General features: G+C 63.4%; 28 protein-coding genes and 7 tRNA genes. 28 read left to right on the top strand and 7 right to left on the bottom strand.

Annotation, left to right across the window (positions count from 1 at the left end; genetic code table 11):
* Positions 1-63 precede the first annotated feature (63 nt).
* Positions 64-152 (top strand) — tRNA-Leu (locus tag VJ923_RS05915).
* Between the two features lie 49 nt (positions 153-201).
* On the top strand, positions 202-1101 hold the full coding sequence (locus tag VJ923_RS05920; RefSeq protein WP_326439524.1) for a cation diffusion facilitator family transporter: 900 nt from the start codon (positions 202-204) through the stop codon (positions 1099-1101).
* 62 nt (positions 1102-1163) lie between these two features.
* Here the strand turns inward: VJ923_RS05920 and VJ923_RS05925 are convergent, their stop codons facing one another.
* Positions 1164-2090: a teichoic acid transporter gene (locus VJ923_RS05925; protein ID WP_326439526.1), complete on the bottom strand. Its 927-nt coding sequence runs from the start codon at positions 2088-2090 to the stop codon at positions 1164-1166.
* A 286-nt stretch (positions 2091-2376) separates the two neighbouring features.
* On the opposite strand from VJ923_RS05925, the gene VJ923_RS05930 reads away from it, so the two are divergent.
* The 6 genes from VJ923_RS05930 to VJ923_RS05955 all read left to right on the top strand — a co-directional run bounded on the left by VJ923_RS05930 (position 2377) and on the right by VJ923_RS05955 (position 4550).
* Complete coding sequence (locus tag VJ923_RS05930; protein ID WP_326439528.1) at positions 2377-3285, top strand: TerC family protein; 909 nt, start codon at positions 2377-2379, stop codon at positions 3283-3285.
* A gap of 174 nt (positions 3286-3459) precedes the next feature.
* A tRNA-Gly gene (locus VJ923_RS05935) sits at positions 3460-3535 on the top strand.
* A gap of 65 nt (positions 3536-3600) precedes the next feature.
* Positions 3601-3674 (top strand) — tRNA-Cys (locus VJ923_RS05940).
* 15 nt (positions 3675-3689) lie between these two features.
* Positions 3690-3765 (top strand) — tRNA-Gly (locus tag VJ923_RS05945).
* 180 nt (positions 3766-3945) lie between these two features.
* Entirely contained in the window at positions 3946-4404 is a 459-nt protein-coding gene (locus VJ923_RS05950; protein WP_326439530.1) for a hypothetical protein, read from the top strand.
* A gap of 71 nt (positions 4405-4475) precedes the next feature.
* Positions 4476-4550, top strand: a tRNA-Val gene (locus tag VJ923_RS05955).
* 91 nt (positions 4551-4641) lie between these two features.
* On the opposite strand, the gene VJ923_RS05960 is transcribed toward VJ923_RS05955, so the two are convergent.
* The 4 genes from VJ923_RS05960 to VJ923_RS05975 form a co-directional block, all read right to left on the bottom strand.
* Entirely contained in the window at positions 4642-5820 is a 1179-nt protein-coding gene (locus tag VJ923_RS05960; RefSeq protein ID WP_326439532.1) for a tyrosine-type recombinase/integrase, read from the bottom strand.
* 93 nt (positions 5821-5913) lie between these two features.
* A complete protein-coding gene (locus tag VJ923_RS05965) occupies positions 5914-6420 on the bottom strand; it encodes a hypothetical protein (RefSeq protein WP_326439534.1) in 507 nt (168 codons plus the stop codon).
* Positions 6421-6617: 197 nt separating this feature from the next.
* Positions 6618-7148, bottom strand: a complete 531-nt coding sequence (locus VJ923_RS05970) for a hypothetical protein (RefSeq protein WP_326439536.1) — start codon at positions 7146-7148, stop codon at positions 6618-6620.
* Complete coding sequence (locus tag VJ923_RS05975; RefSeq protein WP_326439538.1) at positions 7149-7520, bottom strand: helix-turn-helix transcriptional regulator; 372 nt, start codon at positions 7518-7520, stop codon at positions 7149-7151.
* Positions 7521-7731: 211 nt separating this feature from the next.
* On the opposite strand from VJ923_RS05975, the gene VJ923_RS05980 reads away from it, so the two are divergent.
* Complete coding sequence (locus tag VJ923_RS05980) at positions 7732-7920, top strand: hypothetical protein (RefSeq protein WP_326439540.1); 189 nt, start codon at positions 7732-7734, stop codon at positions 7918-7920.
* On the opposite strand, the gene VJ923_RS05985 is transcribed toward VJ923_RS05980, so the two are convergent.
* On the bottom strand, positions 7899-8099 hold the full coding sequence (locus VJ923_RS05985; protein WP_326439542.1) for a hypothetical protein: 201 nt from the start codon (positions 8097-8099) through the stop codon (positions 7899-7901). The two genes, VJ923_RS05980 and VJ923_RS05985, sit on opposite strands and share 22 nt — an antisense overlap.
* A gap of 287 nt (positions 8100-8386) precedes the next feature.
* Here VJ923_RS05985 and VJ923_RS05990 point away from each other — a divergent pair, with 287 nt between their 5' ends.
* A complete protein-coding gene (locus VJ923_RS05990; RefSeq protein ID WP_326439544.1) occupies positions 8387-8632 on the top strand; it encodes a helix-turn-helix domain-containing protein in 246 nt (81 codons plus the stop codon).
* A 105-nt stretch (positions 8633-8737) separates the two neighbouring features.
* Here VJ923_RS05990 and VJ923_RS05995 read toward each other — a convergent pair whose 3' ends face one another.
* Complete coding sequence (locus tag VJ923_RS05995) at positions 8738-9088, bottom strand: Iwr1 domain-containing protein (RefSeq protein WP_326439546.1); 351 nt, start codon at positions 9086-9088, stop codon at positions 8738-8740.
* Positions 9089-9128: 40 nt separating this feature from the next.
* Between VJ923_RS05995 and VJ923_RS06000 the strand changes: the two genes are divergently transcribed.
* The 18 genes from VJ923_RS06000 to VJ923_RS06085 all read left to right on the top strand — a co-directional run bounded on the left by VJ923_RS06000 (position 9129) and on the right by VJ923_RS06085 (position 18091).
* Positions 9129-9203: transfer RNA gene (locus tag VJ923_RS06000), tRNA-Arg, on the top strand.
* 3 nt (positions 9204-9206) lie between these two features.
* Positions 9207-9280 (top strand) — tRNA-Ile (locus VJ923_RS06005).
* Positions 9281-9585: 305 nt separating this feature from the next.
* Positions 9586-9834, top strand: a complete 249-nt coding sequence (locus tag VJ923_RS06010; protein ID WP_326439548.1) for a helix-turn-helix domain-containing protein — start codon at positions 9586-9588, stop codon at positions 9832-9834.
* A 190-nt stretch (positions 9835-10024) separates the two neighbouring features.
* Positions 10025-10426 carry a hypothetical protein gene (locus VJ923_RS06015; protein WP_326439550.1) on the top strand — a complete coding sequence of 134 codons (402 nt, stop codon included), beginning with the start codon at positions 10025-10027 and terminating at the stop codon, positions 10424-10426.
* Positions 10416-10733, top strand: a complete 318-nt coding sequence (locus VJ923_RS06020) for a hypothetical protein (protein ID WP_326439552.1) — start codon at positions 10416-10418, stop codon at positions 10731-10733. Before VJ923_RS06015 ends, VJ923_RS06020 begins: the two co-directional genes overlap by 11 nt.
* Positions 10720-11595: a PD-(D/E)XK nuclease family protein gene (locus VJ923_RS06025; protein ID WP_326439554.1), complete on the top strand. Its 876-nt coding sequence runs from the start codon at positions 10720-10722 to the stop codon at positions 11593-11595. Before VJ923_RS06020 ends, VJ923_RS06025 begins: the two co-directional genes overlap by 14 nt.
* Complete coding sequence (locus VJ923_RS06030) at positions 11596-12261, top strand: ERF family protein (RefSeq protein WP_326439556.1); 666 nt, start codon at positions 11596-11598, stop codon at positions 12259-12261.
* Entirely contained in the window at positions 12251-12697 is a 447-nt protein-coding gene (locus VJ923_RS06035; RefSeq protein WP_326439558.1) for a hypothetical protein, read from the top strand. The genes VJ923_RS06030 and VJ923_RS06035 overlap by 11 nt, the downstream gene beginning before the upstream one ends.
* 1 nt (position 12698) lies before the next feature.
* The gene (locus VJ923_RS06040) at positions 12699-13124 is read left to right on the top strand and encodes a single-stranded DNA-binding protein (protein ID WP_326439560.1); all 426 of its coding nucleotides are present in this window, start codon (positions 12699-12701) and stop codon (positions 13122-13124) included.
* A gap of 8 nt (positions 13125-13132) precedes the next feature.
* Positions 13133-13843 carry a conserved phage C-terminal domain-containing protein gene (locus VJ923_RS06045; RefSeq protein WP_326439562.1) on the top strand — a complete coding sequence of 237 codons (711 nt, stop codon included), beginning with the start codon at positions 13133-13135 and terminating at the stop codon, positions 13841-13843.
* A 103-nt stretch (positions 13844-13946) separates the two neighbouring features.
* On the top strand, positions 13947-14453 hold the full coding sequence (locus VJ923_RS06050; protein WP_326439564.1) for an ATP-binding protein: 507 nt from the start codon (positions 13947-13949) through the stop codon (positions 14451-14453).
* Entirely contained in the window at positions 14450-14749 is a 300-nt protein-coding gene (locus tag VJ923_RS06055) for a hypothetical protein (RefSeq protein WP_326439566.1), read from the top strand. The genes VJ923_RS06050 and VJ923_RS06055 overlap by 4 nt, the downstream gene beginning before the upstream one ends.
* Positions 14746-15249, top strand: coding sequence for a hypothetical protein (locus VJ923_RS06060; RefSeq protein WP_326439568.1), 504 nt, complete (start codon positions 14746-14748; stop codon positions 15247-15249). Before VJ923_RS06055 ends, VJ923_RS06060 begins: the two co-directional genes overlap by 4 nt.
* A gap of 11 nt (positions 15250-15260) precedes the next feature.
* On the top strand, positions 15261-15443 hold the full coding sequence (locus tag VJ923_RS06065; RefSeq protein WP_326439570.1) for a hypothetical protein: 183 nt from the start codon (positions 15261-15263) through the stop codon (positions 15441-15443).
* Positions 15424-15555 (top strand): hypothetical protein, encoded by a 132-nt coding sequence (locus tag VJ923_RS06070; RefSeq protein ID WP_326439572.1) that lies wholly within the window; start codon positions 15424-15426, stop codon positions 15553-15555. The genes VJ923_RS06065 and VJ923_RS06070 overlap by 20 nt, the downstream gene beginning before the upstream one ends.
* A gap of 3 nt (positions 15556-15558) precedes the next feature.
* Entirely contained in the window at positions 15559-16923 is a 1365-nt protein-coding gene (locus VJ923_RS06075; RefSeq protein ID WP_326439574.1) for a pentapeptide repeat-containing protein, read from the top strand.
* Complete coding sequence (locus VJ923_RS06080) at positions 16911-17819, top strand: hypothetical protein (protein WP_326439576.1); 909 nt, start codon at positions 16911-16913, stop codon at positions 17817-17819. Before VJ923_RS06075 ends, VJ923_RS06080 begins: the two co-directional genes overlap by 13 nt.
* Positions 17816-18091 (top strand): hypothetical protein, encoded by a 276-nt coding sequence (locus tag VJ923_RS06085; protein ID WP_326439579.1) that lies wholly within the window; start codon positions 17816-17818, stop codon positions 18089-18091. The genes VJ923_RS06080 and VJ923_RS06085 overlap by 4 nt, the downstream gene beginning before the upstream one ends.

Here is an 18091-nt window from a genome sequence, read left to right on the forward strand (position 1 = left end):
TTGAAAAATTCTTCTTGCAACGAGGAAGGGTTCTGCTAGAATATTCGTCGCTGCAAAAAGCATGTCGGAGTGGTGGAACGGCAGACACGCTAGCTTGAGGTGCTAGTGCCCATATACCGGGTGTGCGGGTTCAAATCCCGCCTCCGACACCAGAAAATGTTAGGGAGCCCAAACGGGCTCCTTTTTCGTATAGGAGCCACAATGACGACGGACAGTAAGACAACGCATGGTCGCCAGGTGGAACGAGTTCTCTGGATCGTTCTCGTGCTCAACTTGGTGGTGGCGGCTTCTAAGTATTTTTATGGGTTGGCCTCGGGATCGGCGTCCATGCAGGCTGACGGCATTCACTCGGTGTTCGATTCGCTGGGAAACGTCATCGGCATCATCGGCATCAGCCTTGCTGCGCGCCCGGCCGATGCGGGGCACCCCTACGGCCATTCCAAGTTCGAGACCTATGGGTCCCTTGCCATCGGCGTGCTGCTGCTGCTTGCGGCCTTCGAGGTGGGCTCTTCGGCCATCGAGAAGCTCGCAAGCGGTACCTATACCGCCCAGGTGACCCCGGTCTCCTTTGTGGTCATGGCGGGCACGCTCGTGGTTAATCTGTTTGTGACGATGTACGAGCGCCGCGCGGGCAAGCGTCTCAAGAGCGAGATCCTCGCGGCCGATGCGGCCCACACGCTCTCTGACGCCTTCGTCTCCATCGGCGTCATCGTGGGCCTGGGCTTCGTGATGGCCGGTTTCCCTATGGCCGACCCCATCATGGCGCTGCTTGTGACCGTGGCCATTCTCGCTTCGGCGGTTGGAGTGTTCCGCACGGGCTTCCGCACCCTTTCCGACCATGCCTGCATTCCGGCCGAAGAGGTGGCTGCGGTGGCGGAGGGGGTCTTAAGCGTGCGCTCGGTGCATGCGGTGCGCACCCGGGGCACCGAGGCCGAGGTCTACTGCGACCTGCACGTGCTCGTCGACCCGCAGATGACCGTGATGGCCGCCCACGATTTGGGCGACGAGGTGGAAAAGACCATCGCTGAGGCTTTCCCCCAGGTGAAAGAAGTGCTCGTGCACATCGAGCCGGATACGGCCGCCGAACGCGCTGAGGGGTAGGGCAAAGCGCCCCGCCGACTCGAGCCGACGGGGCGCGTGCGCGTGGAGAAGGTGCGGTCGCTTTAGGCCTGGGCGGTGAACCGGATGCCGACGTAGAAGGCGGTGTTCGGCAGACCGGAGATATCGTAGACCTCGTCCAGCTCGATCACGGAGACGCGCCAGTTGTAGGTGCCGTTGTCGGTGGAGATGACGCCGGTCTGGTAGGTGTTGCCCGAATCGTCCACGCCGCTGTCGGTCACCTCGGCATTCTCGAGGCCCTCTACCTGCATGGCGCCCTGCACGGCCTTCTCGATAGTGCCAGAGGCGAAGTCCGCGTAGCGCAGGCGCATGTCATCGCCGGTCTTGCGCGAGACAGTAAGGGTCCAGGCTCCCTTCAGCAACTTCACCGCATCGGCGGCCGAGAGCTTGTCGATGCCCTTGACGTACATGAGCCCCGCCTCTTCGAGGGACACATCGGCGGGCAGCTTGATGACTTCGAAGCCGCCGTCGGGGTCGGTGCCCACGGGCGTGCGCTCGTAGAGGGTGTAGCCGGCCTCGGTGAGGGCGCCCATGACCTCTTCGTCGGAAAGGGGCATGAGCGAGGCGAGCAACGGGAAATCGTAGGAGGACTCGCGGGCGAGATTCTCTTGCAGCGCCTGCTGCTGGCGGATGGGCTCGTTCATGATTTGGTCAAGGTACTGGCCCAGAAACACGCAGCCGATGATAGCGGCCACGGCCATGGCGGCGAGCATGATGGCCCTCACCCGCGGGGGCATCTCCAAAGGCCGGGAGAGCTCGGCGCCGTCGAAGTAGCGCACGTCCCCGATTTGCACCGTGCTCTTCGGCTCGCGGGCAAGCGGGTTGAAATTGACGCGGCGCGCCTTGGGCTCGCCGAAGCCGGCCGCGTGGCCGTGGCTGTGGCTCGCCTTGCGTCGACGGGCTTCTTCGGCAGGGGAGAGCGCGGCCTCGTTCACCTCGTCGGCATCGCGCAGATTGTCTTCTTGAGTCATGAACGGTACTCCTGAACGTCACGGCATTGCTGCCGATTATACCATTGCTAACCTCCTGGCTCTCTGTTAGGATGAACGGACTCCATGGGGGAGTAGCTGGCGCATGCGCAGCGCGGCTCGTTCAACATCATGGTCACGGTTGGCCGCAAGCGCGGTGACGCCGGGCCTGGCGAGCCTTAAATAGCGAGACTCATGGTGCAGAATTGACGGCGAATGGTCAGATCTGCACTATGAGTCTTTTTTTGTGGGTCGGATGAGCCGGCTCGCACGGATAGAGGAGAAAGCCGTGGACGTTTCGATATTTCTGACACCGGAGGCCTGGATCAGCCTTCTCACGCTCATTTTCCTGGAAATCGTGCTCGGTGTGGACAATCTGGTGTTCATCTCCATCACCACCAACCGTCTGCCGAGGGAAAAGCAGCACATCGGCCGCAAGCTCGGTCTAGCCGGCGCGCTTGTCATGCGCATCCTGTTCCTGTGCTTCGCATCGTATCTGGTGCACATGGTAAATCCGCTTTTCACGGTGAGCCTCGGTGTGTACAGCCACGGTTTCTCGGTGCGCGATATCGTCATGCTGGTCGGCGGCGCCTATCTGATTTATAAAGGCATTCGCGAGCTTATGGACGTGCTCGCCCTTTCCGAGATCAAAGCCGAGACCTCTGAGGAGCACAAAGCCAAGCACCTCATCACGCTGCCCCAGGCCGTGGGCACCATTATGGTGATGGATTTGGTATTCTCCATCGACTCGGTCATCACCGCCGTGGGCCTGGCCGAGCATCTCATCGTCATGATTCTCGCCGTCATGATCGCCGTCGTTATTATGATGGTGTTCATCGATCCTATCTCGAACTTCATCAACACGCATCCGGAGATGAAGATTCTGGCGCTCGTGTTCATCACGGCCATCGGCATTCTGCTCGTGCTCGATTCCGCCGGTCTGCACACCGATATCGAAGTGCTCGATATGCACATGGAGAAGATCATGGTTTACTTCGCCATGATCTTTGCCGTCGTCCTCGAGTTCATTCAGATGGCGTTCAATTCCCGTCTGAATGCGTGGAAAAAGGAGCTTGCCGACGAGGCCATCGATGCGGCGGTGCGCGAGGCTGAGGGCGGTGCGGCGCCCGTAGAGGTCGGGGAACAGGCCAAGGCGCGCGTGGATGCGGCCATCGAGAGCGCCGAGCGCGTAGGCTAGCGGCGAATTCCTCCGACGAGGAAGCCGGGTTTCCAGCAGTGGCAGGGCCGGTCTTTCGGCGGCGAGCGCCGGGTCGTTGCGGGGCATGCTGCAGCCGTTTGCGGACAACTGAGAAATTTCTCAAATTAGTACTTGCATCGCCGTTGAGGTTCCACTAATATATGACCTCGCGATGCGGACATGGCTCAGCTGGTAGAGCATCACCTTGCCAAGGTGAGGGTCGCGGGTTCGAATCCCGTTGTCCGCTCCATTGTCATCAGAAGGCCGGTCAGGCGCTTGTTTGACCGGCCTTTATAATGACAGCCGCCAGGGATTGGCGACGTGGCCAAGTGGTAAGGCAGAGGCCTGCAAAGCCTTCACCCCCGGTTCGAATCCGGGCGTCGCCTCCAACCTGGAACCTAACTGCGGACATGGCTCAGCTGGTAGAGCATCACCTTGCCAAGGTGAGGGTCGCGGGTTCGAATCCCGTTGTCCGCTCCAGAATCTACAGCTCCCTTCGGGGAGCTTTTTCGTTGCCTGCTGCGGGCGGAGTCGCGGCTGCTCCCCGCTGTAGGCACTTCATGAGCCGTTTCATCTGTTGCTCACCTGCACAAAACCAGGGACGCTCCTGTGGTACCATGGGCCTAATGACGAGCAAACAGGCCGTGAGAGGCGGTGCCCATGGAAACGAGCAAGGTCAAATGTCGCGAATGCAAGGCGCGCGCGACCCAATACGAGGGCATGCTGCCGACGCGCGGTATCGCCAAGGTGCTGGTGGCGGGGTTCGCCATATACATCGTGGGCCTCTGGGTTCTCGTCGCCCTCGCAGCGCTCACGACGGGCGATATCGCCGAAGCGGGCTTCATGGATATGCTCATCCTGCTCGCTGTGGCCGTCACTATTATCACGGCGTGCGTGGTGTGGTGGATGTTCCGTCCGAAAAAGGGCAAGGTGGTCGTGTGCGATAAATGCGGCGCCCGTTACGCGGTCACGCCGGCTCCCAATTACGTGAACGGCTGGAACTACGACAGAATTGCCCCCCGCGAGGCGTTGGCGCTGCCCGCGGACGGAGGCGATGCCGGCGAGGGGGTTTCCAAGGGAAATTCCGCGCCGTCTGCCGCCGAGTCGAAGGAATCCTAAAAAACCCTTTGACAGCCAAAGGCAATCTGTTAAACTACTAACTCGCTGCTACGGACGCAGCAGTCCTGAATGCGCGATTAGCTCAGGGGGAGAGCACTACCTTGACACGGTAGGGGTCACAAGTTCAAATCTTGTATCGCGCACCATGAAACACCAGGTCGGAAGGCATTTCTTCCGACCTTCTTTTTTGTCTCGAAAACCCGAAATGCCAAAAAAACGCCAAATAATTCCGAGGACTCACCAATCCACCACCTTCAGGGCGTCTTTCTTGTCCTCCATATCGACGTGGGTGTAAATGTCCATGGTCGTGGAGAACTTGGCGTGCCCGGCGATGGTCTGGAGAACTTTCGGGTCAACCTTCCTCCTCGCAAGCTCCGTGATGTAACTGTGCCGCAGCTCGTGCAACGTCCACCCCTCAAGGCCCAGCCCCTTGCGCTCGCGAGTCCACCAGCGCGTGGAGGAGTGGGGGAGCATCCGGTTTCCCAGCCCGTCGCCAACTAGTGGCGTGTCAGGCCCCAGCACCGGGCCGTCCGTCTTCAGGCGCTTGCGGGTGTTGCGGTAGCGGCGCTCGATGTCGGCGATGCGGGCGTCTATGTCGGCCAGGGCGCTCTCGGTGAGCGGGAGGTCTCGTGCCCCCGCCTTGGTCTTCGGCTCCTTCAGGTTGCCGCCGTCGTCGTAGCTGTGACGGATGTGCAGCACCATGGACTTCCTGTCCACGTCGCCCACCGACAGCCCGTGGGCCTCGCCGCGCCTGATGCCCGTCTTCACCATGAGCCGTATCGCGAACTGAATGGGGTCGCTGGGATCGAGCTTCTCTATGAGCGTCACGATGCCATCGCGCCGCAGCGCCTTCTTCTCGCGCGTGTCCACCGACGGCGCGTCGGCGAAGTCGCACGGGTTCGATGCGATGTGGCCGTCCTTGACCGCTTGCCGGAACATCCGGTGCAGCGCCACGTGGATGCTGTTCACGTAGGTGCCGGACAAGGGCCGCCCTGAGGGGCTGTGGCCGTCCATGAGGGCCTTGTAGCACTTTTCGAGTGTCTGGGGCCGTATCTCGTCCAATCGGGCCTTAGAGAGGTGCATCTTGGCGCACTTCATCTGATCGCCGTTCTTGCGCCACGTACCGTAGGCGCAGCTTTCCCTCCGCTCCTCCAGCCAAGCGTCCGCGTACTGCTCGAAGGTCATATCGCTTCGCCGCTGCACGTCGCCGCGCTCGATCTCGGCGATGAGGCGCCGCTTCTCGGTCTGGGCCTCGCGGTATGTTCCCGCGAAGTCGCGGCTTATGCGGTCGTATTTTCCCGTCGCCAGGTTCTTCCCGAGCGATATGCGGATCTGCCATCTGCGGCACTTCGACGCTGGCACGGACTTGTCCAGCCGGTACACGCCGCCGTCGCCGTGGACTTTCCTCCCAGCCATGGTGTAGAATTCACCTTGCCTTCCGTTTATTCGGTTGGTACTTCTTTGGAACCCCGCGCCCGTCGCCAAACTGATGCGGGGTTCTCTCTTTTGCTAGCTCACGCGTTCGAGCCGCACCGTCTTCGTGGTGCCCATGGCCGACGCCTCGTAGCTGATCTGACCGTCCTCGTAGGTGAACGCCTTGGTCTCGTCGCCCGAGGCGAGGAGCGCCTTGCTCGTCTGGTCGGTGTCGTTCGCCGAGTCCCACGCGAACACGTCCTCCACGGTCTTTCCGTCCGTGGGGTCGACCGTGCCGGCCCAGTAGAGGGACTTCGTGTCGCCTCCGTCGCTCACCCAGTTGATGGTGATCGCGTCTCCCTCGATGACGGCCTCCTGCCATGCGTCGTCGGACTCGTTGTCGATGGACTTCCACGTTCCGTCGAGGTTCAGCGCCTCGGCCTTCGGCTCCTCCTTAGCGGGGGCCTCCTGCTGCGGCGCGGCGCTCTGCTCGGCGGGTGCCGCCTGGGGCTGCTCCTGGGCATCCTGCGCCTCCGTGCCGGAGCACCCGGCCAGCGCCAGGGCCAGCGCTCCCGCTGCGGCGATTGCTGCGATCTTCTTCATGGTTCCTTCCTTTCCTGTCACGACCTGAAACGGATTCGCCGGTCGATTCTACCCGTCCCGGAACCTCGCGAAAACAGTCTCTGGGACATTTCTCTTACTTTCTTTTCTTTCTTTGGTTCTTTCTTTCTTTTCTTTCGTTCTCTTTTGATCGGTTTGCTACAGGTTTGCTATGGTTTTGCTAGAGGTTTGCAAAATTACTAATAGTTTGCCTGCTCTATACCGATGACCTTCAGCCTATCCGATTTTTCAATATCGCCAAGCCACTTGCCTCTGTGCTTCTTGAGAGTCGCGATGTGCTCGGGATTGACGAACCAAGATGTGCCGAGCGTTCGGAATCCCACAGGGCTTGTCTTCAGCAGATCCATATCTCCGAGGCTGCAAGCATCGGGATCGACCGGGGATAGAACGACCTCCCCATTTTCCAGGGCTTCGAGCAAAATGGCTTTCTTTCGTTTCGACATGACCGAGCAGAAAGCCGCGATCTCTTTGCTCGAATGCTTCCTAGCGGCCATGTTCCGCGAGGCGATGCCCTCCTTTTCCATCTGGCGCGTCTTGAGCGACCAGCCGATCCATACTCCACACCCCAGGAGCAGCGGCGGCACTATCCAGTAGCTAGCATCGTATACGGCCTGGCCCACGTTCTCGGGCGTTATGCCGAGCCACCACAGGAAGCCGCAGAGGCCGAAGAGGAAGCCTCCCCAGTTTCGCACAAACTCCACCACCCTCACCTACGCGCTCCTTCCCACCTCGGCCGGTACTCGTAGATCCCCGGCATTTTTTTGAACTCTGACCTTGCCCGAGTCCGCCGCAAGCTCGGCTATCCCCAAAAGCCGCTCGCGCCCGTCGTCGTTCATGGACTGCCAGTAGCCGTTCAGCGCCTCCTGGGCGGGGTCTGCGTACGAGACGGGAGGAGTGTAGCCCGCTATGGCATCGATGGAGCAGCCGAGGATCACCGCGCAGTCGTAGGCCTGCTCAAGACTAAGCGAAACCTCTTGCCTTTCCCATGACCCATAAGTGCGCTTTTTGATTCCTAAGGCATCCGCCATTTGCTGCTGGCTCAATCCGGCCCTTTTACGTATTTGCTGTAGTTGCAGTTCCACTGGGATACCTCCTCTCGATGGTTCCAAATAGTACATCGTGAATGTAAAAGTTTCAATATTTCTGAACAAATTCGGTTGACAGATTCATAGTTAATGGAATATCATGCCCAATAGTTACAGAGCTACTGTAACTTTCAAGGAGAACCCGTGGAGGTTCCCCGCACGTTGACAACCGAATACCCTGCGAGGCGGCCGCCGGAAGGGAGGCCTAATGGCAGCGAAGAACCCAATGGAGGCCATTGATGCCTTCATCTGCGAGAACCTAACTGGCGAAGCCGCCTCCGAGAAGATGGCGCTCGCCGCCGATCTCGCAAAGTCGTACATGGGAATGAGCCAGTTCCGGTACGAGCAAGACCAGCGGCGCTTGGGCGACGGTGCCTATCTTGACGAGGCCCACTGACGGTACTCGCGCAAGACCTCGACCGCCGCATCAACGGCAACCTCTATCTCGCGCTTGTATTGGGCGTCGTCGGCGGCAGACTCCGACTTCGCCCCGTACTTGGTAGCCATGAGCTTCGTCACGATGGCCGGCTTCCTCTGCCGGATCAGCGCCTCGAAGCTGCTGAAATCGTTGAGCATACCCATCACCTCCTTTCCGAGGTGATTCTACCAGGCAGCCGCCCCGCAGGGCATTCGGTTCGAACAAGGGGTCGCGAAGGAAGGAGAGACATGCAGAGCGACGCGACGGAAACGCTTGTCACCGCGCTTATGACGTTCCTATCTGCTGTGTTCCTCGTGCTCCAGATGTTCTTCTGTAGTCAGGGCGACTCACACACGGCGACGCTCATGTTCGGTATGTGCCTGATGTGCTGCGGCGTGACTGCGGGTTGGCGAATCGCTGGAAAGCGGAGAGGAGGTGACGGCAAGTGAGCTACAGCAACGGGAAGGTCGCGCGCAATTTGAAGGTTGAGCGCGTCAAGCGCGGTTGGAGCCAGGAAAGGCTGGCCGAGGCGTCCGGCGTCGGGCAGAACAGCATCGCCCGCTACGAGACGGGCGCAACCACGCCCGGCTTAGACCAGGCGTTCAAACTCGCGGAGGCCATGGGTATCTCCATCGATGCCATAGTCGGCTGGCAACCGCCAGAGGAGACAGGAGAGGACGGCGCGGCATAGCCCGCAGAGAGGAAGTGAGAGGTGAAGCGCCTAAGGAAGGAAGACCTGCTGATGGCTTTCCTGTGCGGCGTCGGTGGAGCGCTAGGGTATCTGGCTTGCTCGGCGCTATTGGCCTAGGAGGTGACCGAGAGCGTACACCACGGCACCGCCCGACGCGCCCGTGAGGAGCTGGCCGGCGAACTTGAGCGCCGCCTTTGCCCTCTCTGCGTTCGAGTCGTAGAAGTACGACGACGCATCGCTCGACAGATGCACGAAGAGATCGCTGCCGTCGTCCTCCTCTTCCACGACGAGCAGGCCGAGATGCTTCATCTCCTCCATGTGACGGGCTATCTCCTCGGTGCTCATGCCGCGGAGGTCGTAATCGCCCGACTCCATGGCGGCGAACACGCCGTGGATGTTGTTCAACGGCAGAAGGACGGCGAGCGTCCGGCGCAGGTCGTGGTTGAGCCTGATCACGTTTCCTCCTAAGCAACTATCCGACTCCGACATTCTACCAGCCCTCCTGGCCCAATGGACAGGGCTCCCGCCTCCTAAGCGGGCGATCCGGGTTCGACTCCCGGGGAGGGCGCCAACACGGCGCGTAGCTCAACGGAAGAGCCGGCAGCTTATAACTGCCAGACCCGGGTTCGACTCCCGGCGCGCCAACCACCCGACCAGCTTCCGACCCCCGCGCATGGGACATTCACCTCCTACTCCTCTCTCTTCTGCGTGAATTCCCCTTTTACCCCCTGCCCGTGCGCGGGAATCGGAGCCTGGCCGTGGGAGCAGGCCGCGCCCAGCGCGCATCGGACACGACCATGCTGCTGTGTCACGGAACTCCTAATCACCGTCCCCTGCGCGCTGGACGGGGCCTAGCTCCCGAGCACCTTGAAAACCGAATGGCCGATGGACACGCTGGCCGGAAAAGCGACTCCATGGAATGGAAAGACTGAACGAGAGACGGGAGGTGACCCATGGCCGAGTACCTGACGACGGCCCAATACGCCGAGCGCTACGGAATCGACGTGCAGACCGTTCGCCGCCTGTGCGAGCGCGGGAAGCTCCGCGCCTCGAAGGTCGGGTCAGTCTGGCGCATCGCCGACGACCCGCCCGGAGGAAGGGCCTCCGAGGATGAGACCGAGATAGCGAGGCTTCGGCGGGACGTCGCCGCCCTCGTGGAATGGAAGGAGAAGGTATGCGAGGTTTTCTCTCTGGCCCTGTGAGGCCGTTCTCGATGCCTCCCAAAAGAGGGGAGCGCCGCGACGGTTCTTGGCGGAGCGCGCGGCGTCCCACGGTTGCGGATCGCGAGCGATCCGACGAGATTGTAACGGATATCGCCCTCGCCGTCACGGCGCTGGGCCTGTGCCTCGGGGTTCCCAACCTCGCGGCGCTGCTGCACATGGCGGGTGTCGCATGAGGCCGATCCCGTCGCCGCACAAGCGGACGCGCCTCATCAAGAACGGCGCGACCATCGCCAAGGGCCGCCAGATGGCCCTTGAGGCCCAGGCGTGGATGGAGGGCGCGCGAGACGAGTTCATGGCCGTCCACGGCTTCCTGGCGGGGCTTAGGGACGCGGGGACGAAGGGGCGCATGAGGGATCGCGTGTCCGTCTTCTGCCTGGACAACGGCATATCCTTCGCCGGGAGCAAGCGGGGCCTCACCAACGCGAACTGGGCCGCCATGGAGCGGTACCTGGCCCTCTACGACCCGTCCCTCGTGGGCACGGTGATCGAGATGGGCGACAGCTATATCGACTGCTACGGGCTTCTGCCGGTCTCCTGGCTGCCCGAGATTGGAGAGAGGAATGATCGTTAAGGACGAGTCGGCACCCCTGGACGAGGATCGCCCCTGCGTGTCGGTGACGGTGTTCGGCAACGGAGAGGAAGCCAGCTACAGGGGGTCTTCGTATCTCGTCGCCGTCCTCGATGACGACGGAATTTGCTATTGCGGCGTCGGAGGCGAGCTTGGCCCCGACGACTTGGCCATGTTGAATCTGAGCACCGACCGAATCTCCGAAGAGTTTGCCCAGAAGTCCGGATTCGCCGTGGACTACCACTTCGAGTCCATCCGCGTCCTGCTGGACGAGATGCAGGGGAGGTTTCGCGGCCATGAAGCTGACTAACCGCCTCGGGCTTCCCCAGCCCATCGTTGACGCCGCCACGTGCGATCACGAGTACACGCCGAAGCGCTACTCGGTGACCCAGATGCTCAAGGGGCCGCGCGAGGCCATCCTGGCCCGCCGGCACTCGGACGAGATCGAGAGCGACGTTGCCGACATGGCGTGGACCATCTTCGGCTCCTCCATGCACCTGCTGCTTGAGCAGTCGCAGGAGAGCGCCACCCAGCTCAAGGAGAACTACGTCACCGCCGAGATGCCCAACGGCTACGTGCTGTCGGGCATCTTCGACCTGTACGACGACGCCACCGGCACCGTCACCGACTACAAGTCGGCCACGGTGTGGAAGGTCATCTTCGGGGACTGGGACGACTACCGCGAGCAGCTGCTCTCCTACGTTTGGATGCTGCGCCGGATAGGCTTCGACGCCCGCCGGGGCGAGATAGTGGCGATTCTCAAGGACCACTCGAAGGCCAAGGCGAAGTTCGAGTCCAACTACCCCGAGCACCCCTTCTACGTCATCGGCTGGGACTTCTCGGACGAGGAGCTGGCCGAGTTCGGCGAGCGCGTCGAGGCCAAGTTCCGCGAGATCGAGCGCTGCGAGGCCCTTCCCGACGACGAGCTTCCCCTGTGCACCCCCAAGGAGCGGTGGGCCAAGCCCGACACCTGGGCGGTCATGAAGCAGGGCAACAAGAAGTCCAGCAAGAACTTCGACAACGAGCAGGACGCCGTGCGCTACGCGGCGCGGCTGCAAGAGGACACGGGCCGAAAGTGCCATGTGGAGCACCGCCCCGGCAGAGACCAGAAGTGCCTCGAGTACTGCGACTGCCGCCCGTTCTGCAACTACGGAAGAGCATTGGAGGTATAGATGGCAGAGAAGAAGGCCGAGGAGCCGACGAGCCTCAAGGCGCGGCTCGTCGTCGCAATGGCCGAGATGGTCAATCCGAAGAAGTCCAATACGGCGAAGGTGCCCACCAAGAGCGGCGGGAGCTACCAGTACAACTACGAGAGCCTCGACCAGGTTCTCGCCGCCGTCAGGCCGCCGCTTATGGACAACGGCATAGGGCTCACCCAGCGCCAGGTGTGGAGCGAGCACACGAGCAGCTACGCGCTAGAGACCGTCGTGTTCGACGGGGACGAGGAGATCGTCATGGACACGCGCCCTCTCCACGACTGCCCCGACGCCCAGGCCACCGGCAGCTGGGAGACGTACATGAGGCGATACGCGCTCCGCAGCGCGTTCGGGCTGGCGGGCGAGGACGACGACGGGGCGGCCACAGTTGGAGCGACCCAGCGCCGCCAGGCATCGCCACAGCCGAAACGCCCCGGCAAGTGGGACGAGTTCAAGCGCCTCAAGGCCGAGGCCGTGACGGCGGGTATCCGCGAGGAGTCCATCAAAGAGTGGATGGACGCCACGTTCGAGAAGGACATGAAGAGCTACACACCAGGAGACGTGAACCTATGCGAGGCCCATGTGCGCCAGCTTATAGCAGACAAGGCGAAGCTGGATGCGAAGGCACCCGATGAGGGGTAGGCCCTTCGAGCTGATGGCGTGGCTGCGCGAGGCCGACCCCGATAAGACCTACGAGGTCAAGGAGGTTCGCAAGTCGCGCAGCCTCACCCAGAACGCCTACTACTGGTCGATGCTGGGCCAGCTCGCCGCCAAGCTCAATATGCCCGAGTCCGAGGTGCACCTGGGAATGCTCCGAGAGTGGGGCGTCTCCCAGGTGGTGAGCGTGGACGACCGCGTTCCCTGCGGCGACTACTTCCGCTACTTCGACATAGCGGGCCACGACCCCCTGATGGAGCGGAACATCGTGAAGGTCTACAAGGGGTCGTCCCAGATGGACTCGGCCGAGTTCTCCCGCCTCATCAACGGCATGAGGGAGGAGTGCGAGGCCCAGGGCATCGACGTGGCTACCCCGGAGGAGATAGCAAAGATGAGGTTCGCAGAACCCGATAGGAGATGACATGAGCATCAACCGAGTGATCATCAGCGGAAATTTGACCCGCGAGCCGGAGCTTCGCTGCACCCAGTCCGGGACGGACGTGCTCGGCTTCGGCGTGGCGGTGAACGACCGCCGCAAGAACCCGCAGACAAACGAGTGGGAGGACTATCCCAACTTCGTGGACTGCACCATGTTCGGGAAGCGCGCGTCGAGCGTGGCCCCGTACCTGTCCAGGGGAACCAAGGTTGCCATCGAGGGCAAGCTGCGGTGGAGCCAGTGGGAGCGCGACGGGCAGAAGCGCAGCAAGCTGGACGTCATCGTGGACGAGATCGAGTTCATGAGCCGCCAGGGCGAATCACGCGGCGGGTATTCAGCGACCCGCGCCGCCGCGCCCGCGCCCGACCCTGGCCCGACGCCGCCTCCCTACGACGACGATATCCCATTCTAGGAGCCGCCATGAACTTCTTCGAGGGCTACTTCGACACAGGGCAGCAGATAGGCTCATGGGAGGCGCGGTGCGAGTACTGGGGCGCTCTGGTGCACTTCTTCCACACGGGGGAGGTGCCCGACATAGCGAGCGCCGAGGCCCGCATTGCCTTCACCGCCTCGAAGCCCAGCGTGGAGCTGTCCCGCAAGCGCGCGAGCGCGGGCAGGGACGGGGGAGAGGCCAAGGCCGCGAACGCTGCCAAATCCGAGGCAAGCCGAAAGAAAACCGACAAGCAAGCCTCTGGCAAAAGCGAAGCAAAGCAAAAGCAAACGGTCAAGCAAAAGCCTAGGAATATGAATATGAAGATGAAAGAGAAGATGAAGGGAGAAAAAACCCTCTTGTCGGCCGGGGAGGCCGACGCCTTGCCCTACGAGGCCATTGTGGCGAGGCTCAACGAGGCCGCGGGCACCAAGTTCCGCGCCGACTCGGCCCAGACCCGCTCGATGATAAACGGCAGGTTCGCCGAGGGGTACACGCTCGACGACTTCTTCCACGTCATCGACGTCAAGTGCGCCAAGTGGAACCGCGAGCCGAGGCCGGGCGAGAAGGACATGAGGCCCTACCTCAGGCCCAAGACGCTCTTCGCCCCGGGCAACTTCGAGAGCTACGTGAACGAGATAGGGGGTGGTGCCGGTGTCGATCTCGGCAAATGGGCTAAGCCCGACGATTCCGCCTTCTAGCGCCACTGCGTCCGACGAGGCCGTTGCGGCATGGAATCGCGAGCGGCGCGAGGCCGACGTGCGGCGCAGGATAGCCGGGGCCGGGATACCAGAGCGGTACCGCATGGCGGATGCCTCGCAGTGCCACCCGAAGGTGGCCGAGTTCGCCGAGCGCTGCGCAGTCGGCGACGCCCTTAACCTCGTCATCGTGGGCGAGGCTGGGGCGGGAAAGACCCACGCCGCCTGCGCCGCCCTCAAGGCTGTGGTCGCCAAGCGCCCCGCCCTGGCGCTGTTCGCCAGCGAGCCCGATGCGCTCTGCGAGATGCGTGACACCTGGGGGAGCCGCGACCGCGAGGACGACGTGATGTGTCGCTATGCAGCGCCGTGGCTGCTCGTGCTGGACGACCTGGGCAGGAGCTGTCCCGACCAGCGGGCGCTCGATATGCTGTGGCGTCTCATCAACAGACGCTACTCGGCGAAGAGGCCGACCATATTCACGTGCCAGTACGACCGCGGCCCCCTGGCCGCGAGGCTGGTGGCGGGGGGCGGCGACCCGGAGACGGCCCAGGCCGTGATACGCCGCGTCATGGACGACGAGCGGGCCGTGAGCTTCAGGGCGGTGAGGCCATGACACCCAGCATCATGCAGGACGAGAGGAAGTGCTACGCAACGGGCGCGGGCATCCATCTCGACCGGCACCACGTGTTCAAGGGCAGCCGCCGCAACGCCTCCGAGCGCAACGGCCTGTGGGTGTGGCTGCGCCATGACGTGCACATGGCGATGCACGACCACTGCCCGCCGTGGGAGAAGTTGGAGAGCGCGCTGAAGATCGCGGCGCAACGGGCCTTCGAGGCAAACGGCGGCACCCGCGAGGAGTTCATGCGGGAGTTCGGGGCGAACTACATAGAGGAAGGAGACGGCCAGTGAGAAAAGGCGAATGGCTTCAGACCGAGTTCGCGAGGTCGCTCCACGCGCTCGCGCCCGCCGTTTCGGCTGACTGCAGCGCGCTTGCCCACCGAATCGAGGACGGCGGCGGCAGCGCCAAGAACGTGCAGCCGGCGGACTTCGCGTTCTTCGGCAACTCCGGGCGCTGCTGCTATATAGAGTGCAAGGAGACTGCCGAGGGGAAGCCCTTCAGGTTGAGCCGCATCGCGGGCCATCAGATTGACTGGCTCGCGGCCTTCGACGGCCTGTCAATCAAGTTCGAGGGCTGGGTGGCGCTCGGATGGAGGGCGAAGGGGCACCCCATGGAGTCGGCGCTCGTGATGGTCCCCGTGTCTAAGGTGGCCGTCTACGAGGCCGAGCACGGCAGGAAGTCCATACCTATGGACGAGGCGCGCCAGATGGGCACCGAGTGCCCGCGCCTGGTGCGCATGAGGAGCGGAAAGAGGGAGTACCTGTGGGACCTGTCCCGGGTGCTCTGGTGACGGGAGGAAGCATGATAGTCGAGCTTGACGACTGCCTTGAGGGGTGCCCCGACGAGTGCCCCTACGCGAAAATCGGCGTCGAGGAGGACGTTATCGGCGGCATCGGCGGCGCTGCAAAGGTCGCGGTGACGGTGTTCTGCGACCACCAGTCCGTGTGCGCCCACAGGAGGCAGCATGGGCAACTACCCCGATAGCACCTGGGAGGGCGACCCTGCGGCCCCGTGGAACCAGGGCGACGCCCCGGAAGCCTGGGAGCAGAACGAGGACGACGACCCCCGCGTCGACATGATGCGGGAGGAAGGATAGACGATGACCTACCGAAAGACCTACACGGCAGAGGAGCTTCAGAGCATCCTCGACCTCCACCGCAAATGGCTCTACGACGAGGACGGCGGCAGACGTGCCGACCTGAGCGGTGCCGACCTGCGCCGTGCCGACCTGAGCGGTGCCGACCTGCGCCGTGCCGACCTGAGCGGTGCCGACCTGAGCGGTGCCGACCTGAGCGGTGCCGACCTGAGCGGTGCCGACCTGAGCGGTGCCGACCTGAGCGGTGCCGACCTGCGCCGTGCCGACCTGAGCGGTGCCGACCTGCGCCGTGCCGACCTGAGCGGTGCCGACCTGCGCCGTGCCGACCTGAGCGGTGCCGACCTGAGCGGTGCCGACCTGAGCGGTGCCGACCTGAGCGGTGCCGACCTGAGCGGTGCCGACCTGAGCGGTGCCGACCTGCGCCGTGCCGACCTGAGCGGTGCCGACCTGCGCCGTGCCGACCTGAGCGGTGCCGACCTGCGCCGTGCCGACCTGAGCGGTGCCGACCTGAGCGGTGCCGACCTGAGCGGTGCCGACCTGAGCGGTGCCGACCTGAGCGGTGCCGACCTGAGCGGTGCCGACCTGCGCCGTGCCGACCTGAGCGGTGCCGACCTGCGCCGTGCCGACCTGAGCGGTGCCGACCTGCGCCGTGCCGACCTGAGCGGTGCCGACCTGAGCGGTGCCGACCTGAGCGGTGCCGACCTGAGCGGTGCCGACCTGAGCGGTGCCGACCTGAGCGGTGCCGACCTGCGCCGTGCCGACCTGAGCGGTGCCGACCTGCGCCGTGCCGACCTGAGCGGTGCCGACCTGCGCCGTGCCGACCTGAGCGGTGCCGACCTGAGCGGTGCCGACCTGAGCGGTGCCGACCTGAGCGGTGCCGACCTGCGCCGTGCCGACCTGAGCGGTGCCGACCTGCGCCGTGCCGACCTGAGCGGTGCCGACCTGCGCCGTGCCGACCTGAGCGGTGCCGACCTGAGCCGTGCGAAGAGCGCCGAACTCGCCCAGGCGATGACGGTGATCGTCCCCGATGGAGAGCTGATCGGGTGGAAGAAGGTCGTGGCGCTCGACGATGACGGCGATAAGGCCGGAGAGGCCATCGCGAAGCTGCGGGTGCCCGCCGACGCCGCGCGCTCCAACTCCACGGGGCGGAAGTGCCGCTGCTCCAGGGCCGAGGTTCTGGTGATAGAGCCCCTGGGCGATGTGCCGGAGGGCTGCCGGTTCGCGTCCCTGCGCGATCAATCGTTCTCCTACGAGCAGGGGGCCGTGGTCGAGCCCGAGGAGCCGTTCTGCGACGACCGCTTCGACGAGTGCGCCAGCGGAATCCACTTCTTCATCACCCGGGAGGAGGCCGAGGCATGGACGTGGTAGACATGACCGCATCGGAACTGCTGCGGTGGGCGGCCGAAAGGAACTCCGCCACGGGGCGAGTTCCCGAATGCACCTTATGCCAGGAAGCGTTCTCGCTCGAATGCAGCGACGACGTTTCCTGCGAAAGGTGGTGCCTCGCCCTCGCCGACAAGATCGACGCCGAGCTGGCCCAGGTCCACGCCGCCGATTTGAGAGACCTCGCGGCGATATGGGCGGTAACCAATGGTTGGCCCGGCTTCCGCGAGGGCGAGACCTTCGGCGCATGGCTCGAACGGTGCGCGTACAAGAAGCCCGTGGACGACTGCAACGAGCCCGTGCAGTTCGGAGACGAGATCGAGCTGCACTACCGCAGCGGAGGGATGGACAAGGGCCGTTTGCAGGAGGTTACGGTTAACAACTGGTCGGTATGGCTGCTCTCCTTCACTGGCGTAGATCACGCCCGCGAGTACCGCTACAACAGAGAGTTCGACACCATCAAGCGCCCCGCCCCCGAGGTGCTGGGAGCCGACGGGAAGCCCATCGTGACGTGCGAGACGGTGTACCCGACTTACGGATCGCACATCGGCGAGCCATGCAAAGTGCTCGCCGTTCTCGACCAGGACAATGTGCGCGTTTCGGTGCCAGGGGGCGGGAACGAGCGATTCGATGGGTGCTACCTCGCCCACACCCCTCCCGACACCCAGGAGCGCATCGACGCTGACGTCTTGAAGTTGATGACCGGGTACTGGGACTGCTCCGATTTTAAGTGCGCAGAATGCCCTTCCAAGGTCGATGGGGCGACTCCGAGCGAACGGTACAACAGCGGCAACGGTTTCATCGGTTGCCGCGAGGCCATGATTTTCGACCTGCTGCGCCGCCAGCGCGAGCTGGACAAGCGGACGGGAGGCGCGGAATGAGCGGATTCGAGAAGGGCGCCTACGTCATCTGCGTAGACGCCAATGGGGACGGCGACTACGGGCGGGTCGCGTCCGTGCGGGACGGCAAGGTGTTCGTGTGCTTCACCACCGGCTGCACCGCGGTCGCGTGCGATACCTCCGGCCTGAGCGCGGTTGCCCCGAGGGCGTGGATGCTCGCGACCCCGTTCGGCCACAACCGGTTCAACGCGAGCTGTCCCGACTACGACCCGGAGTGCTGCGCGGCCTACTGCCCGGAGAAGGGAGGCGAGTAG

The sequence above is a fragment of the Adlercreutzia shanghongiae genome (assembly GCF_035830635.1).
GTDB classification, from domain to species: domain Bacteria; phylum Actinomycetota; class Coriobacteriia; order Coriobacteriales; family Eggerthellaceae; genus Adlercreutzia; species Adlercreutzia shanghongiae.